Genomic DNA, 15,341 nt, shown 5'->3' with positions numbered 1-15,341 from the left:
GGTCAGGCGCCGGTCATCCGGCCAATTTGTTCCCGGGTATCGGCAACAACGGCAGCCAGGCCGTTCCCGGCCATCCAGCCGCCGACGACGGCCAGGCCGCCGGCAGCCGTGCACGCCTCCCGGATGGCTGCCGCCCGCGCCCGGTGTCCCACCGCGGCGAAGGGGAGGGACCCGCGCCACCGCACTACGTCCCAGTCCCGGATGTCGCCGGCCGCGACGGGAACGCCCAGCAGTGCTGATGCGTCGCGAAGCGACGCCGCGAAGAGCTCCTCATCGGAGTCCGGGCCGCCTGGCTGGGCGGAGGCGCCGTCCACCCGGCCGTAAGACAGCCGCAGCACGTGGCGGCCGGGGCCTGCAGCGGCGGCGAGCCAGTCCCATTTGCCGGTGGCATGGGTGAGTGCCTTCGCCTCGACGCCTGGGGTTTGCGGGGCCACCAGGATCCCGGTTCCGCGTGGCCGCCGGTCCAGGTCCGGCTGGTCCAGCACCAGGGTGACAAGTTTGACGTCAGGCCCGGAGGCCGGCTGCTTCCCTGCGATCGCAGGGACCGCAGCTTCCAGGAGCCCGACGGCGGCCGGACCGTCGACTGCCATGACCAGCAGGTCGCCGGTGAACGGCGCGCCGGCGGCGTCCACCCGCCACCCTGTAATGGTGCGGCTGACGGCCGTCGCCGCCGTGCCCGCCAGCAGGGTCACCCCCCGCGACCGCAGATCGGCCACCAGGGCATCCACCAGCGTGTGCATGCCACCGTCAAGACCGGCGACGGCGGACCCGGCCTTGACGGGACGGCCCGGATCGGTGGCTCCCGCACCGATTGCGCGTCGACGCTGCGCAGACACCGCGGCAGCGAGGGAACCGTGTTTCCGCAGCCCGGTTCGAAGGCCCGGCGCCACCATGTCGACGTCGAGCAGCCCGGGATCCGCGGAGTGGACACCGCCCACGACGGGGGAAACCAGCCGGTCCAGCACCCGCGCGCCCATCCGTGCCCGGACGAGGGCGGCAACGCTGGTTACGCCGGTACCGGCACCCACCGAGGCAGGCAGGAGCCGGTCCAGCGAGGCACGCAGCGAGCCCATGATGCCCAGGGTCCGCCGGACCTCCGGGTCCCAGGGGTTGGCCGGAATGCCCAGCACGCCGGTCTTGGGCAGTTCGCGGGGCCCGTCGGGAAGCTGGACCCAGGCACCGCCCGGGCGTGGGGAAACGATCCTTCCGCCCAGTCCCAGTTCGGTGGCAAGGCGGGCTACGGCGTCGGACCTTGTGGCGAAGGATTCCGCACCGCTGTCCAGCGTGAGGCCGGACACGGTGTGGCTGCCAACGCAGCCTCCCCAAGCGTCACCGGCCTCGAGCACGGTGACGTCAAGGCCGGCTGTGGTGAGCTCCCGGGCGGACAGGAGCCCGGAAATCCCGCCGCCCACCACCAGCGCCGTGCCGGGCTTCGCCGGAGAACTGCCCACGGGTTACGCCGGCGGGATGGAGTGGATGAGCTCCACCACCCGGGTCAGGACGGCCGGATCCGTTTCGGGCGGCACGCCGTGCCCCAGGTTCAGGACATGGCCGGGGGCGGCGGAACCGGCCGCGATGACCTCCCGGACGTGGGCTTCGAGGATGTTCCAAGGAGCTGGGAGCAGCGCGGGGTCGATGTTGCCCTGCAGCGGAACCGTTCCGCCCAGCCGGCGGTTCGCCTCATCAAGGGGGAGCCGGTAGTCCACCCCCACCACGTCCACGCCAACGTCACGCATGGCCACCAGGAGTTCGGAGGTTCCGGTGCCGAAGTGGATGAGCGGAGCACCGAGGTGGCGGACGTGGTCAAGGGCCCGGGCCGAGGCCGGTGCGACATAGCGGGTGTAGTCGGCCAGGCCCAGCGAGCCGGCCCATGAGTCGAAGAGCTGGGCCGCCGAGGCACCCGCCTCCAGCTGCGCCTGGAGGAACATGCCGGAGGCGTCTGCGGCCCAATTTGCCAGGGCGTGCCAGGTTTCGGGGTCGGCGTGCATCATGGTGCGCGGGCCAAGGTGGTCGCGCGACGGCTTTCCTTCGACCATGTACGCGGCCAGCGTGAAGGGGGCGCCGGCGAAACCGATGAGCGGCGTCTTGCCCAGTTCAGCCACCGTCAGGCGGACGGCCTCGCGGATGGGCTCAAGCGCTTCCCAGGTCAGCTGCGGGAGGGCGGCAACGTCGGCGGCCGTGCGCACGGGCTTGTCCAGGACGGGCCCCACCCCCGGCACGATGTCGACGTCGACGCCGGCCAGCTTCAGCGGAATCACGATGTCGGAGAAGAAGATGCCGGCGTCGACGTCGTGGCGTCGTACGGGCTGCAGCGTGATCTCCGAGGCCAGTTCGGGCCGGAGGCAGGAGTCCAGCATGGCGATGCCCTCGCGGACCTTGAGGTACTCCGGCAAGGACCGGCCCGCCTGCCGCATGAACCAGACGGGACGGCGGGAGGGTTTGCCTCCGCGGTAGGCCGTGATCAGCGGTGAGTCCGCTGTGCGGCCGTCCATCAGTGGATGGTCTGCGGCGAGGGCGCCGGCAGCGGAGACGGCAGGGCTAGGAGTCATGCTTTTGATTGTGCCCAAAAAGAGCCGCAAAAGATAACGACAACCTGTCGCCGTGCGGCCCTCGCAACGGGAAGGTGTCCGGGATCACCGCAGGGTGTGGCGACTATCCTTTCCGGCGGTTGTTCTACCGGGCAACGAAAAAGCTATGATTGGTCTGCTGTGGTTCTTTTCTCATTGGTGGCTACACACGCCGACATCGATCTTGAAACCGTCGCTCAGCTGAGCAACGGTTCCTCAGGGATTGCCGCGTCCACCCTCATCGAATCCCCCGCCGTGGCCGGCGCCGTGGTCCTGGCCACCTGCAACCGCTTCGAGATCTACGGTGAAGCCCCCAACGCTGCCGACGTCGAGGCTGCCCGCGCCGCCCTCGTCGCCCGCATCAGCGAGGCCAGCGGCTTGGCTGAACCCTTGGTCTCGCGTTCGTTCAATACCCGTACCGGGCCCGAGGTGACCCAGCACCTGTTCGCCGTGAGCGCCGGGCTTGACTCCGCCGTCGTCGGTGAACGCGAAATTGCCGGGCAGGTACGGCGGGCACTGATTACCGCACAGCACGACGGCACCGCCAGCGCCGGACTGGTCCGGCTCTTCCAGGCCGCGTCCAAGACCGCCAAGGACGTCGGCGCCCAGACTGCCCTGGGGTCCCGCGGCCTCTCCATTGTCTCGGTGGCCCTGGATCTTGCCACCGACCTTTCCGAAAGCCCCGACTGGTCTGCAAAGAAGGTAGTGCTTTTCGGAACCGGCGCCTACGCAGGCGCCACCATGGCCCTCCTCCGCGAACGCGGCTGCACGGACATCAGTGTCTACTCGTCTTCAGGGCGGGCCGAAGGATTCGTGGCAACACGCGGCGGCACGGCGCTGGACGCCGAGTCCCTGCGACCGGCGGTTGCTGCGGCTGACGTCATGATTGGCTGCAGCGGTTCGGACACCCGGGTGGAAGCCGATGAACTGGCCGAGGTCCGTGCGGATTCCACGCAGCCGTTGATCGCCATCGACCTTGCCCTCACCCACGATTTCGACCCCGCCGTCGGCGAACTGGACGGCGTCGAGCTGCTCACCCTGGAATCGGTGCGCCTCGCTGCCCCACAGGAGCAGGCCGAATCGCTGACGCACGCAAGCGGCATCGTCAACGGCGCCGCCAGGGCGTTCGAACAGGAACGCGAAGCCCGCTCGGTGGACTCCGCCATCGTTGCCCTGCGCCGCCACACCATGAACGTGCTGGACGCGGAGATGGAAAAGGTCCGGGCCCGCCACGGCTGCACCGCCGCCGCGGAAGAAGTCGAATTCGCGCTCCGACGGATGGTCAAGCAGCTGCTGCACGTGCCCACCGTACGCGCCCGCGAACTTGCCGCCAACGGGCAGCAGGATGACTACGTGGCCGCTTTGGAAGCCCTGTACGGCATCACCGTCGAGCAGCCCGGAGCCGCTCCGGCCGCAACCGCGGAGGCCGAATGCCCGGTGGACCACACAGGCCGCGAAACCGCCTGACGTCCCGGCAGCAACGCCCGCTCACTTCCTACCCCCATTGAGCCAACGCCCGCTCACTTCCTACCCCCATTGAGCCAACGCCCGCTCACTTCCTGCCCCTCTCACGCCAACGCCCGCTCACTTCCTGCCCTTCTCACGTCAACGCCCGCTCACTTCCTTCAAGAAAGTGAGCGGGCGTTGGTTTGGAAGCTGTCGAAAGTGAGCGGGCGTTGGGGAAATTGGTGTCGAAAGGGAGCGGGCGTTTCCGTCAGTAGACGGGCTTGTCAGGCTCCACCTCGCGCACCCAGGCCAGGATCCCGCCGTCGAGGTGGCTGACCCGCTGGTAGCCTGCCTGGCGGGCCGCCGCGAGGACGTTCGCCGAGCGCGTCCCGGCCTTGCAGTGGAACACGATGTCCCGGTCCTGCGGTAGTTCGCCCCACGCCTCGCCCGCCAGGATCCGTCCCTGCGGGATGAGCTTGGCTCCGTCGATCCGGACGATGTCGTACTCGCCGGCCTCCCGTACGTCCACCAGTTCGAAGTCCTTGAGCCCGGCTTTCCGCGATGCCAGCATGGTGGCCAGCTGGGTGGCGGTGATGGTGTGTTCCGTGTCCGTGGTGGACGCCGGGGCAATCCCGCAAAACGCCTCATAGTCCGTGAGTTCAGTGATGGGCTCCGCCGCCGGGTCCTTGGCGACCCGGATCTCCCGCCAGCTGCCGCCCAGGGCATCGAACAGCGCCACGCGGCCCAGCAGGGAGCGCCCGACGCCGGTAATCAGCTTCACCGCCTCGGTGACCATCAGCGAGCCCACGGCGGCGCACAACATACCGAAGACGCCGCCCTCGCCGCAGGAAGGCACGGAACCGGCGGGAGGGGCCTCGGGGTAGAGGTCCCGGTACGTGGGGCCGTGCTTCTCCCAGAAGACACTCACCTGTCCGTCGAAGCGGAAGATGGAGCCCCACACATAAGGCTTGCCCAGGATCGCGGCGGCATCGTTCACCAGATACCTGGTGGCGAAGTTGTCAGCGCCGTCCAGGATCAGGTCGTACTCTGCGAACAGTTCAAGCGCATTGCCCGAATCCAGGCGCACGTTGTGGAGCCGGACATCCACCAGCGGGTTCAGGGCGGCGATGGCATCGCGGGCCGACTCGATCTTGGGCCGTCCCACATCCTGCACGCCATGGATGACCTGGCGCTGCAGGTTGCTCAGGTCCACCACGTCGTCGTCGATGATGCCCAGCGTCCCCACCCCAGCCGCGGCGAGGTACAGCAGTGCTGGTGAACCGAGGCCGCCGGCTCCGATGACCAGCACTTTGGCGTTCTTGAGCCGCCGCTGCCCCAGCGCGCCGATCTCGGGAATGATCAGGTGCCGGGAGTAGCGTTCCACCTCGGCGGACGTCAGGGCAGCTGCCGGTTCCACCAGCGGATCCAGCGAATGGGTTGAAACATTTGCGGTGAACGTCGAAGCCATACTTCAATGTATGCCCCGGGATACCGCCGGGTCATATTACCCCGCAGTAAAGTGAATGTAACTGCAATGGAAAGAAGGACAACTGTGGTCCCTGAAGCACGGGCTGACCGCCCGCCCGCGGCCGAACCGCAAACTCCCTCCCGCCCCGCAGGCCAACGGTCCGCCCGGCTGCCCCGGGACGAACGCCGCGCGCAGTTGCTTGCCGCCGCCCAGGAAGTTTTCGTTGCGAACGGCTACCACGGGGCCGCGATGGACGAAATTGCAGAGACTGCCCACGTGAGCAAGCCTGTCCTGTACCAGCACTTCCCGTCCAAGCGTGAGCTGTACCTGGCCCTGCTGGAAAGCCACCTGACGTCACTGACCGAGCTGATGCTGGGGGCGTTGAACTCCACCACGGACAACGACGAGCGCGTTCAGGCCGTCATGCGCGCCTACTTCCACTTCATCGCCAACGACGACCAGGCACACCGCCTGGTGTTCGAATCGGACCTGATCAACGATCCCGATGTCAGCTCCAGGCTGGAGACCTTTAATCGGACCTTCGCAGACGCCATCGCCCGGGTCATTGCCGAGGACACCAAGCTCCCCCACTTGGAGGCGGAGCTCCTGGGCCGCGGCCTTGCCGGGATGGCGCAGGTCAGCGCCCGGTATTGGCTGGAAACGGACGGCAACCTGGACCTCAACGTGGCCAGCGACCTCATCTACCGTTTAGCTTGGCGCGGAATCTCTCGCTTCCCCAAAGAGTCCTAGACTACAAATAAGACATCATCGACGAACCAGGCTGGGAGGCCCCCTTGGAAATTAAGATCGGCGTTCAAAACGTTGGCCGCGAAATCGTGCTCGAATCAGACCAGGATGCTGAGACGGTGGCCAAGACTGTTGGTGAAGCCATCAATGACGGCACCCAGTTGCGCCTGAAGGATGACAAGGGACGCCTGATCATTGTGCCCGGCAACGCACTTGCCTATGTGGAAATTGGCGCTGAAGAGGTCCGCCGCGTAGGTTTCGGCCAGTTCTAGGCTGACCGCACGTTCCAAGGAGATCCATGCTGTCGCTGACCATCGTGGTGCTTGCCACGCTCGCCGCCGGGTTTATCGTCTGGGCCAATGACAAACGCCATTCCCGATACGGCGCGGGCGTGCCCGCCGGGATCGCCGTGGGCGTCGCGGCGATGGCGTGGATCATCCTCATGACGGCAGGTTTCGGCTACCTTCCGGGTTTGACGTGGCTCCCCTGGGTCCTGCCCATCGTCCTCGGCACCGCCGCGGCCATTGCCGCCGTCGCCTACCTGGGCCGCACCCGGACACGCCATGACACCGAACGGCTGAACGCGGTCCTGCGGGGCTGAACCGACCCTGAGTAAAGCTGTGGCCACCACCCGGACGGGTGGTGGCCACAGGCTTTTTGGGGGCTAGAGGAACTCGGCCCGGCCCTCCATCGCCGATGAGGCCAGGGCGTGTTCCCGGCGCGGGATGCGTCCGGCTGCCCTCGCCAACCGTCCGGAAACCACAGCGTGCTTGAACGCTTCCCCCATCAGCGCCGGGTTCTGCGCACGCGTCACGGCTGTGGCCAGCAGGACGGCGTCGCAGCCCAGTTCCATGGCCAGGGCGGCGTCGGAGGCCGTACCGATGCCCGCGTCCAGGACCACGGGAACCGAGGCCCGGGAGACGATGAGTTCGATGTTGTGCGGGTTCAGGATGCCCAGGCCGGTGCCGATCGGTGCGCCGAGCGGCATCACGGCGGTGGCACCAAGATTTTCCAGCCGCAGCGCCAGCACGGGATCGTCGTTGGTGTAGGCAAAGACCTTGAAGCCGCGGTTGACCAGCTGCTCGGTGGCGTCAACGAGTTCCACGGCGTCCGGCAGCAGGGTCTGCTCGTCGGCGATGACTTCCAGCTTCACCCAGCCGGTTTCGAGGGCCTCCCGGGCCAGTTCCGCGGTGAGGACAGCGTCCCGGGCCGTGAAGCAGCCAGCGGTGTTGGGCAGGACTTTGATCCCGTGGTCCACCAGCAACTGGAACAGAGAGCCGGTTTCCGCGGTTGAGTAGCGCCGCATGGCCACCGTGGTCAGTGCCGTGCCGGAGGCCAGGAGCGCAGCGCCCAGGCCGTCCAGGCTGGGTGCACCGCCGGTGCCCATGATGAGCCGGGATCCGAGGGCGACGCCGTCGATCACCAGGGTGTCATCTGCGGCTTGGCTTGCGGTGTTGATGGTGCCGGTTTCGGTCATGGGGTCAGCCTCCTTGTACTGCAGTGACGAGTTCGATGTCGTCGCCGTCGGCGAGCGCGGTACCGAACCATTGGCTGCGCGGCACCACCTGGGCGTTGTGGGCGACGGCGACGCCCAGTTTCCTGCCGTCCGTCGCCTGGCCGTTGGGGGCCAGCGGCCGCCCGGTGACCTGGCTGACGAGCGTGGTGATGGAGGCGCCGTCGGCCACGGTGTGCGGGTTTCCGTTGAGGGTGATGTTCACGCTGTCTCCTTCAGATGGGGGCTGGGGACGGCCACGGCCGACCCGGAAAAACGGTCCGGGCTGAACGGTGCCCAGCGGGGATCGGCGGCCCCGTCCAGGAGTGCCGTGCAGATAGCGGCGGCGGCGGGCGTGAGCAGCACCCCGTGCCGGAAGAAACCGGTCGCGATGATCAGCCCCGGCACGTGCCCGTCGGCTGGGCCCCCGGATCCCAAGGACGCCGCAACCCGGCCCAGCAAGGGTGCATTGTCGGGGGTTCCGGGGCGCGCCCGGGCGGTGCATTCCAGGAGTTCAAGTTCGGCGACGGCGGGCACCAGCGCCTGGGCGTCCCGGAGCAGCTGGTAGACGCTCCCGGCGCTCACGGCGTCGGAGAGGGCGTCCTCCCGTTGGGAGGCGCCGATGACTACCGTGCCATCCTCCCGGGGCACGATGTACACCGGGATCCCGTGGACCAGCCCGCGCACCGTGGCTGTCACCAACGGGCGGAGGTGCTGCGGCACGGAAAGCCGGAGGATGTCCCCGTGCACCGGCCGCAGCGGCAGGTCAAGGCCGTGGGGCAAGCCGTCAAGGGACGCCGCGTGCAGGCCGTTGGCCACGACAGTTTCCCCCGCCAGGACTGTGCTGCCGCTCCCAAGGCGGACGCCGGCCACCGTCCCGTCCTTCCACAGCAGTCCGGCCGCCCGCTCCGGGACGGCAAAACCTTCCGTTGCACCGGCAACCGCCACCGTCGGGGTTTCCCGTACCGTTGCGGCGAGCGCCAGGCGCACGGACGCTATCAGCCTCCTCGGGTCCACCTGGTGGTCGGCCGGGGTGTCCAGCGCACATGAGATCCCCGGGCTCAGCAGGGGTTCGCGGCTGCGGGCTTCACGCACGGTCAACGGTGCCACCTCCAGGCCACTGGCCTGCTGCACTGCGCGCAGGTCCATCAGCGCCCGCCGGTCGGCAGCGTCGACACCGACAGCGAGGGTGGGTGTCGTCAGGTAGCCGGTCCCGGCTCCGGCTGCTGCGGCGACGCCGGCAGCGAAGCCTGGCCAGCGGGATGATGCGTCGAGCATGAGTTCCAGGAGGTCCTCTTCCTGGTAGTGCAGCTCGCTGACGGGGGCCAGCATGCCGGCAGCGGCCCAGCTGGCGCCGGCGCCGGGCGCGTCATCGATGAGGGCAACGGACCTGCCGGAGCGCTGGATCTCCCAGGCGATTCCGTGTCCCACCACTCCGGCGCCGATGACGGCGACGTCGGCCCGGATGGCGTCATCGCCAGGTCCGGGCAGGCAGTTCCTGGTGCTGGTCATGGTGTGGTTCCTTCCCTACGCCGGTATTAGCCGGATCAGGTCAAGCGGTCGGCTCCGACGCCCTCTCAGCCCGGCGCTTTGTGACAGCTGCCGCGGGCTCCCGCAGTACCAGCCCAGTTTAGAGGAACTAGGCTGGCAGGCATGAATATGTCCCCCTCCTCCTTTCCTGCCCTTGGGGCGGCCCGACTGTACCTCTGCACGGATGCGCGCCGGGACCGCGGCGACTTTGCCCGGTTCGTGGATGCCGCGTTCGCCGGGGGCGTGGACATCATCCAGTTGCGCGACAAGAGCATCGAGGCAGCCGAAGAACTGGACCTGCTGGCGGTCTTGAAGGAGGCCGCGGTTCGCCACGGGCGGCTGTGGGCCGTTAACGACCGGGCCGATATCGCGGTGCTGTCCGGCGCACCGGTGTTCCACATCGGCCAAAAGGACCTCCCGTTGGCTGCGGCCCGGACGCTGGTCAACGGCAATGCGGCCATCGGGCTGTCCAGCCACAGCCCGGAGCAGGTGGATGCCGCCCTCTCCGCCGCTGCCGGGCCTTCCCACCTGGACTACTTCTGCGTGGGGCCTGTCTGGGCCACGCCCACCAAACCCGGCCGGACCGCCGTCGGGCTGGACCTGGTGAAGTACGCCGCCAAGGCTGCCGCGGAAGTACCCAACCCGGTGCCGTGGTTTGCCATCGGGGGCATCGACCACGGAAACGTGCACCAGGTGGCGGAGGCAGGAGCACGGCGGATCGTGGTGGTGCGTGCCATCACGGAGGCGTCGGATCCCGCGGCCGCTGCGGCCTCCCTGCTCGACGCGCTGGACGCTGCCGGCCCCGGGCCTGCGTAAACCCAGGACTTGGAGTTACGCTGACTTTTGTGTCACATCATCGGTTGGCTCCCAATGTCCGCGACCACCGGAACGCCTTGGAAGAGGCACTGGGCGCGTTGCGGACCGAACTCGAACTGCCGGGGCCTTACCCGGCCGCGGCAGTGGACGACGCCCGCGCCGCCGTGGCGGCCCTGAAACTGCCGTCCTATGACCTGACCGCCGTCGCATTCGTGACCATCGACCCCGCCTCGTCCACGGATCTGGACCAAGCCGTGTTCATCGAGCCGGACGGGGGCGGCTACCGGGTGCTGTACGCGATCGCCGATGTTCCTGCATTTGTTGCGCCGGGTGGTCCGCTGGATGCTGAAACCAGGCGCCGCGGGCAGACGTTCTACGCTCCCGACGGCCGGATCCCGCTGCACCCGGAGGTCATCAGCGAAGGGGCCGGGAGCCTGCTGCCGGGCCAGGAGTGTCCGGCTTTCGTCTGGGAATTCACGCTCGACGCCGACGCAGCAGTGACGTCCGTGGGCGTCAGGCGGGCGCGGATCCGCAGCCGCGACAAGCTCAGCTACAAAGGTGCACAAGCAGCCCTCGACGCCGGCACCGCTCCCCCCGTGCTGCAACTGCTCCGGGAAGTGGGGCTGAAACGGGTGGCGCTGGAGCGGGAGTGCGGGGGCGCCAGCCTCAACATGCCGGAGCAGGAGATCGTTCAGCTGCCCGACGGCGGCTACCGGATCGACGCCGCCCCGCAGCTTCCCGTGGAGGACTGGAACGCGCAGATTTCGCTGATGACGGGGATGGCGGCCGCCCAGCTCATGCTGGAAGGCAAGGTGGGCATCCTGCGCACCATGCCGGCCCCGGATGAGCGGTCGCTGAGGCATTTCCGGCTGCAGACCGAAGTGCTGGGCAGGCCGTGGGACGGCGAAGTCAGCTACGGCGAGTACCTGCGGTCGCTTGACCCCACCGATCCCCGCCAGCTGGCCATCATGCATTCGGCCGGGATGCTGTTCCGGGGCGCGTCCTATACGGCGTTTGACGGGACGGTCCCGGACGACGGCATCCAGTCCGCCATCGGCGCCGCCTACGCCCACACCACCGCCCCGCTGCGCCGGCTGGTGGACCGCTTCGTGCTGGTGATCTGCGAAGCCCTCAGCAACGGCGGTGATGTTCCGGGCTGGGCACGGGAGGCGCTGCCGCTGCTGCCGGGAATCATGGCCGGTTCCGACCAGCTGGCGTCGCGGATGGAGCGGATGGCGCTGGACACGGTGGAGGCGGCATTGCTGCTGAACCACATCGGCCAGGAATTCGACGCGATCGTGATTTCCGGGTCCAAGCCCCAGAACGGGAACGGCAACGGATCCGCCAAGAACGGCAATGGAAACGGCAACGGAGCCACCAGGAACGGCAACGGGAACGGCAGTTCCGGGATCATCCAGATCGCCGAACCGGCGGTGACGGCCCGCTGCGCCGGCGAGCTGACGTCCGGTACCAAGGTGCGCGTCCGGCTGCTGTCCTCCGACATCACCACCCGGCAGATCCACTTCGAACTGGTTCCATAAGGGCCCTATGGACGCGGCAGGAAGGGGCAACACGGGGATTTCGCCCCTGTACGGCTAGACTGGGAAGGTAGAACTGGATGCCCGGTCGTTGATTTCCTTGATTTGAAACCAACAAGCCCGCCCCTACGCGATCTTGAGATTTGCCCGTTGGTCACCAGTGCCAGCATTAGATAGCCCGCGATCGGCTTCCACTGGATTAGCTTGCGCGCCCGAGCGTGCTCCGGAACGGCCAGGACTGGCCGGCCCGTTGAGCAGGCAGCGCCATTGCCCAAATGAATAAGGAAACTCCCCGTGAGTGAATTGCATACCCACCAGCTCCTGACCGATGCGTCCGGCACCGAGACCATCGAGCCGGAAGAGACCATCATCTCGGACGAGACCCCGCACGAGATCGCGGAGAAGTCCTTTGCCGACTACAACGTCCGCGCGGATATTGTCGAGTCCCTCGCCGACGCCGGGATCACGCACCCCTTCCCCATCCAGGCCATGACCCTGCCGGTGGCCTTGGCGGGCCACGACATCATCGGCCAGGCCAAGACCGGTACCGGCAAGACCCTGGGCTTCGGCATCCCGGCGCTGCAGCGGGTCATCGGACAGGACGACCCCGGCTACGCCAAATTGGCCGTTCCGGGCGCCCCGCAGGCCCTGGTCATCGTCCCCACCCGCGAGTTGGCAGTGCAGGTGGCCAACGACCTCCAAACGGCCTCCCGCAAGCGTAACGCCAGGATCACCACCATTTACGGTGGCCGCGCCTACGAGCCCCAGGTTGAAGCACTCCAGCAGGGCGTCGAAGTAGTAGTGGGTACCCCGGGGCGCCTGATCGACCTGTACAAGCAGAAGCACCTGAGCCTGAAGAACGTCAAGCTCGTGGTCCTCGACGAAGCCGACGAAATGCTGGACCTGGGCTTCCTGCCGGACGTTGAGACCCTGATCGCCGGAACCCCGGCTGTCCGCCAGACGCTCCTGTTCTCGGCAACCATGCCCGGCCCCGTCATCGCGATGGCGCGCCGCTACATGACCCAGCCCACCCACATCAGGGCAGCCGATCCGGATGATGAAGGCCTCACCAAGCGCGACATCCGCCAGCTCATCTACCGTGCGCACAGCATGGACAAGACCGAGGTGGTGGCACGCATCCTGCAGGCCCGGGGCCGTGGCCGGACCATCATCTTCACCAAGACCAAGCGCACCGCCGCCAAGGTGGCCGAGGAACTGGTGGACCGCGGTTTCGCCGCCGCAGCCATCCACGGCGACCTGGGCCAGGGCGCACGCGAACAGGCGCTCCGCGCGTTCCGGAACAACAAAGTGGATGTGCTGGTGGCAACGGACGTCGCCGCCCGCGGCATCGACGTGGACGATGTCACCCACGTGATCAACTACCAGTGCGTCGAGGACGAAAAAATCTACCTGCACCGGGTGGGCCGCACCGGCCGCGCCGGCAACAAGGGCACTGCAGTCACATTCGTCGACTGGGATGACATGCCGCGCTGGGCGCTGATCAACAAGGCCTTGGGCCTGAGCGTCCCCGAGCCCGTGGAAACCTACTCCTCCTCACCGCACCTCTACAGTGACCTCGACATCCCCGAGGGCACCAAGGGACGTCTCCCGCGCGACAAGCGGACCTTGGCCGGCGTTGACGCCGAGGTGCTTGAGGACTTGGGCGAAACCGGCAAGAAGAACAGCCGCGGCGGCCGGGACGCCTCCCGTTCCCGCGAGCGCGACGGCCGGGGACGCGGAAAGGACGACGGCGGAAAGGCCGGCGGCCGGGACTCCGCCCGCTCCGGTGAGCGCCGTCGTCGTACCTCCGACTCCGCCCCTGCCGCGGACGCAGCCGCCCCCGCGGCCGACGGCGACCAGCCCTCGCGCACCCGCCGTCCCCGGACCCGCACCCGCCGCCGCAACGGCGAAGTGGTTGCCGCCGCGGACAAGGGCGGACAGCCCGGCAGCTCCGAGGGCTAACTGCGTCGATGACAGACACTGTTTGGGCGCCGGACGGCGGCAGCCTGGTGGTTCACGCGGACAACGCGGAGTACCTCCCAACACTGCCGGACGGCGCCTTCACGCTGATCTATGTGGATCCGCCCTTCAACACGGGCAGGCCGCAGCAGCGGCAGGAAACCCGGATGGTAGCCAACGCTGAAGGCAGCGGGGACCGGGTGGGTTTCAAGGGCCGTTCCTACGACACCATCAAGGGCGCACTGCACCGCTACGACGACGCGTTCAGCGACTATTGGTCCTTCCTGGAACCGCGGCTGGTGGAGGCGTGGCGCCTGCTGGCTGATGACGGCACCCTTTACCTGCACCTGGACTACCGCGAAGTGCATTACGCCAAGGTGATGCTGGACGCCATTTTCGGCCGGGCATGCTTCCTGAACGAGATCATCTGGGCGTACGACTACGGCGCCCGGGCGAAGAACCGGTGGCCCACCAAGCACGACAACATCCTGGTGTACGTGAAGAACCCGGCCAAATACCACTTCGACAACGCCGAGGTGGATCGTGAACCGTACATGGCCCCCGGGCTGGTGACGCCGGCCAAGCGCGAACTGGGCAAGCTGCCTACGGACGTCTGGTGGCACACCATCGTCTCCCCCACCGGCAAGGAAAAGACCGGGTACCCCACCCAGAAGCCGGAAGGGCTGGTCCGCCGGATTGTGGCCGCCTCGTCCCGCCCCGGCGACTGGTGCCTGGACTTTTTCGCAGGCTCCGGCACCCTGGGCGCCGTGGCGGCCAAGCTTGGCAGGAAGTTCGTGTGCGTGGACCAGAACCAGCCCGCGATCGACATCATGGCCAAAAGGCTCGGTGCGCACGCCACCCTGGCCGTGTACCAGCCCACCTGACGCGCCCCCATGATCAGGGGCGGATGACCGCGGCTCCGGTACCCAGTTCTTCGATCCGCGCCAGCATTCCGGGGGCAGTGACGTTCTCGCCGAGCAGATTCGGCTTGCCCGTACCGTGGTAGTCGGAGGAGCCGGTGACCAGCAAGCCATGCTTGGCGGCGAGCTTGCGCAAAAACGCCCGTCCCTCTTCCGGATTGTCCCGGTGGTCGATCTCCAGTCCCGCCAGTCCGGCGTCGATCATCTCTTGGTAGGTCCGCTCCCCCACGATCCGGCCCCGGGCCGACGCTACCGGGTGGGCAAACACCGGCACGCCTCCCGCGGCACGGACAAGTTCGACGGCGGTGGCCGGGTCCGGTGCATAGTGCGGGATGAAGTAGCGGGACCGGGAAGTGAGGATCGAAGCGAACGCCTCGGAACGGTCTTCCACCACCCCCGCTGCCACCAGGGCATCAGCGATGTGCGGCCGGCCCAGGGTGGCGCCCGGAGCCACGTGGTGGATCACGTCGTCCCATGTCAGGGGGTAGTCCTCGGCCAGGATGGTGACCATCCGTTCGGCCCGCGTCAGGCGCGAGTCCTTGGCTTTGGTGATCTCCTCCAGCAGGCCTGGATGGGTGGGGTCGTGCAGGTAGCTCAGGAGGTGGACGCTGATGCCTTCCGCGGTCCGGCAGGAGACTTCCATGCCGGGAACCAGGGCCACGCCGTGCGTGACGGCGGCCGCGGCCGCCTCGGCCCAACCCGCGGTGGAATCATGGTCGGTCAAGGCCACCACGTCCAGGCCCGCACGCGCGGCTGAGGCCATGACTTCGGCGGGGGGCTCTGTCCCATCGGAGACGTTGGAGTGGGCATGCAGGTCAATCCTCACTTGTCCAGACTAGTGGACCCCGCCCCTCCGGC

General features: G+C 67.9%; 15 protein-coding genes and 1 riboswitch. Of the genes, 8 read left to right on the top strand and 7 right to left on the bottom strand.

From position 1 onward, the window contains the following. Positions 1–2: 2 nt before the first annotated feature. Positions 3–1,451, bottom strand: a complete 1,449-nt coding sequence (gene hemG / locus DC347_RS16780) for a protoporphyrinogen oxidase (protein ID WP_109863746.1) — start codon at positions 1,449–1,451, stop codon at positions 3–5. 3 nt (positions 1,452–1,454) lie between these two features. Continuing rightward, positions 1,455–2,549, bottom strand: coding sequence for a uroporphyrinogen decarboxylase (gene hemE / locus DC347_RS16775; RefSeq protein ID WP_109863745.1), 1,095 nt, complete (start codon positions 2,547–2,549; stop codon positions 1,455–1,457). A 159-nt stretch (positions 2,550–2,708) separates the two neighbouring features. On the opposite strand from hemE, the gene DC347_RS16770 reads away from it, so the two are divergent. Beyond that, positions 2,709–4,034 carry a glutamyl-tRNA reductase gene (locus DC347_RS16770; protein ID WP_109863744.1) on the top strand — a complete coding sequence of 442 codons (1,326 nt, stop codon included), beginning with the start codon at positions 2,709–2,711 and terminating at the stop codon, positions 4,032–4,034. 247 nt (positions 4,035–4,281) lie between these two features. Here DC347_RS16770 and moeB read toward each other — a convergent pair whose 3' ends face one another. Next, a complete protein-coding gene (moeB, locus tag DC347_RS16765; protein WP_018760282.1) occupies positions 4,282–5,481 on the bottom strand; it encodes a molybdopterin-synthase adenylyltransferase MoeB in 1,200 nt (399 codons plus the stop codon). 84 nt (positions 5,482–5,565) lie between these two features. Here moeB and DC347_RS16760 point away from each other — a divergent pair, with 84 nt between their 5' ends. From DC347_RS16760 to DC347_RS16750, 3 genes are read left to right on the top strand one after another with little or no spacing between them, the layout of a single operon-like run. After that, the gene (locus DC347_RS16760) at positions 5,566–6,231 is read left to right on the top strand and encodes a TetR/AcrR family transcriptional regulator (RefSeq protein WP_018760283.1); all 666 of its coding nucleotides are present in this window, start codon (positions 5,566–5,568) and stop codon (positions 6,229–6,231) included. Positions 6,232–6,275: 44 nt separating this feature from the next. Continuing rightward, positions 6,276–6,500, top strand: a complete 225-nt coding sequence (locus DC347_RS16755; RefSeq protein ID WP_018760284.1) for a DUF3107 domain-containing protein — start codon at positions 6,276–6,278, stop codon at positions 6,498–6,500. 26 nt (positions 6,501–6,526) lie between these two features. Further along, complete coding sequence (locus DC347_RS16750; protein ID WP_018760285.1) at positions 6,527–6,829, top strand: hypothetical protein; 303 nt, start codon at positions 6,527–6,529, stop codon at positions 6,827–6,829. A 63-nt stretch (positions 6,830–6,892) separates the two neighbouring features. Here DC347_RS16750 and DC347_RS16745 read toward each other — a convergent pair whose 3' ends face one another. The 3 genes from DC347_RS16745 to thiO form a co-directional block, all read right to left on the bottom strand. Further along, complete coding sequence (locus tag DC347_RS16745) at positions 6,893–7,705, bottom strand: thiazole synthase (protein WP_109863743.1); 813 nt, start codon at positions 7,703–7,705, stop codon at positions 6,893–6,895. A gap of 4 nt (positions 7,706–7,709) precedes the next feature. Next, positions 7,710–7,946, bottom strand: coding sequence for a sulfur carrier protein ThiS (thiS, locus tag DC347_RS16740; protein ID WP_018760287.1), 237 nt, complete (start codon positions 7,944–7,946; stop codon positions 7,710–7,712). Continuing rightward, on the bottom strand, positions 7,943–9,232 hold the full coding sequence (gene thiO, locus DC347_RS16735) for a glycine oxidase ThiO (RefSeq protein ID WP_109863792.1): 1,290 nt from the start codon (positions 9,230–9,232) through the stop codon (positions 7,943–7,945). Before thiO ends, thiS begins: the two co-directional genes overlap by 4 nt. Beyond that, a riboswitch (TPP riboswitch) is annotated at positions 9,227–9,346 on the bottom strand. (Overlaps the previous gene by 6 nt.) 33 nt (positions 9,347–9,379) lie before the next feature. Here thiO and thiE point away from each other — a divergent pair. The 4 genes from thiE to DC347_RS16715 all read left to right on the top strand — a co-directional run bounded on the left by thiE (position 9,380) and on the right by DC347_RS16715 (position 14,447). Next, on the top strand, positions 9,380–10,066 hold the full coding sequence (thiE, locus tag DC347_RS16730) for a thiamine phosphate synthase (protein ID WP_109863742.1): 687 nt from the start codon (positions 9,380–9,382) through the stop codon (positions 10,064–10,066). A 29-nt stretch (positions 10,067–10,095) separates the two neighbouring features. Next, positions 10,096–11,607, top strand: a complete 1,512-nt coding sequence (locus DC347_RS16725; RefSeq protein ID WP_109863741.1) for an RNB domain-containing ribonuclease — start codon at positions 10,096–10,098, stop codon at positions 11,605–11,607. A gap of 291 nt (positions 11,608–11,898) precedes the next feature. Further along, complete coding sequence (locus tag DC347_RS16720) at positions 11,899–13,566, top strand: DEAD/DEAH box helicase (RefSeq protein ID WP_018760291.1); 1,668 nt, start codon at positions 11,899–11,901, stop codon at positions 13,564–13,566. Positions 13,567–13,574: 8 nt separating this feature from the next. Next, complete coding sequence (locus DC347_RS16715; RefSeq protein ID WP_018760292.1) at positions 13,575–14,447, top strand: site-specific DNA-methyltransferase; 873 nt, start codon at positions 13,575–13,577, stop codon at positions 14,445–14,447. A gap of 13 nt (positions 14,448–14,460) precedes the next feature. On the opposite strand, the gene DC347_RS16710 is transcribed toward DC347_RS16715, so the two are convergent. Further along, on the bottom strand, positions 14,461–15,309 hold the full coding sequence (locus DC347_RS16710) for a PHP domain-containing protein (RefSeq protein WP_109863740.1): 849 nt from the start codon (positions 15,307–15,309) through the stop codon (positions 14,461–14,463). Between the last annotated feature and the right edge of the window lie 32 nt (positions 15,310–15,341).

Origin of the sequence: Pseudarthrobacter sp. AG30, from assembly GCF_003116525.1 — a bacterium.
In the GTDB taxonomy this organism is placed as follows: Bacteria; Actinomycetota; Actinomycetes; order Actinomycetales; family Micrococcaceae; genus Arthrobacter.
This window is presented reverse-complemented; position numbering and strand designations above follow the sequence as displayed.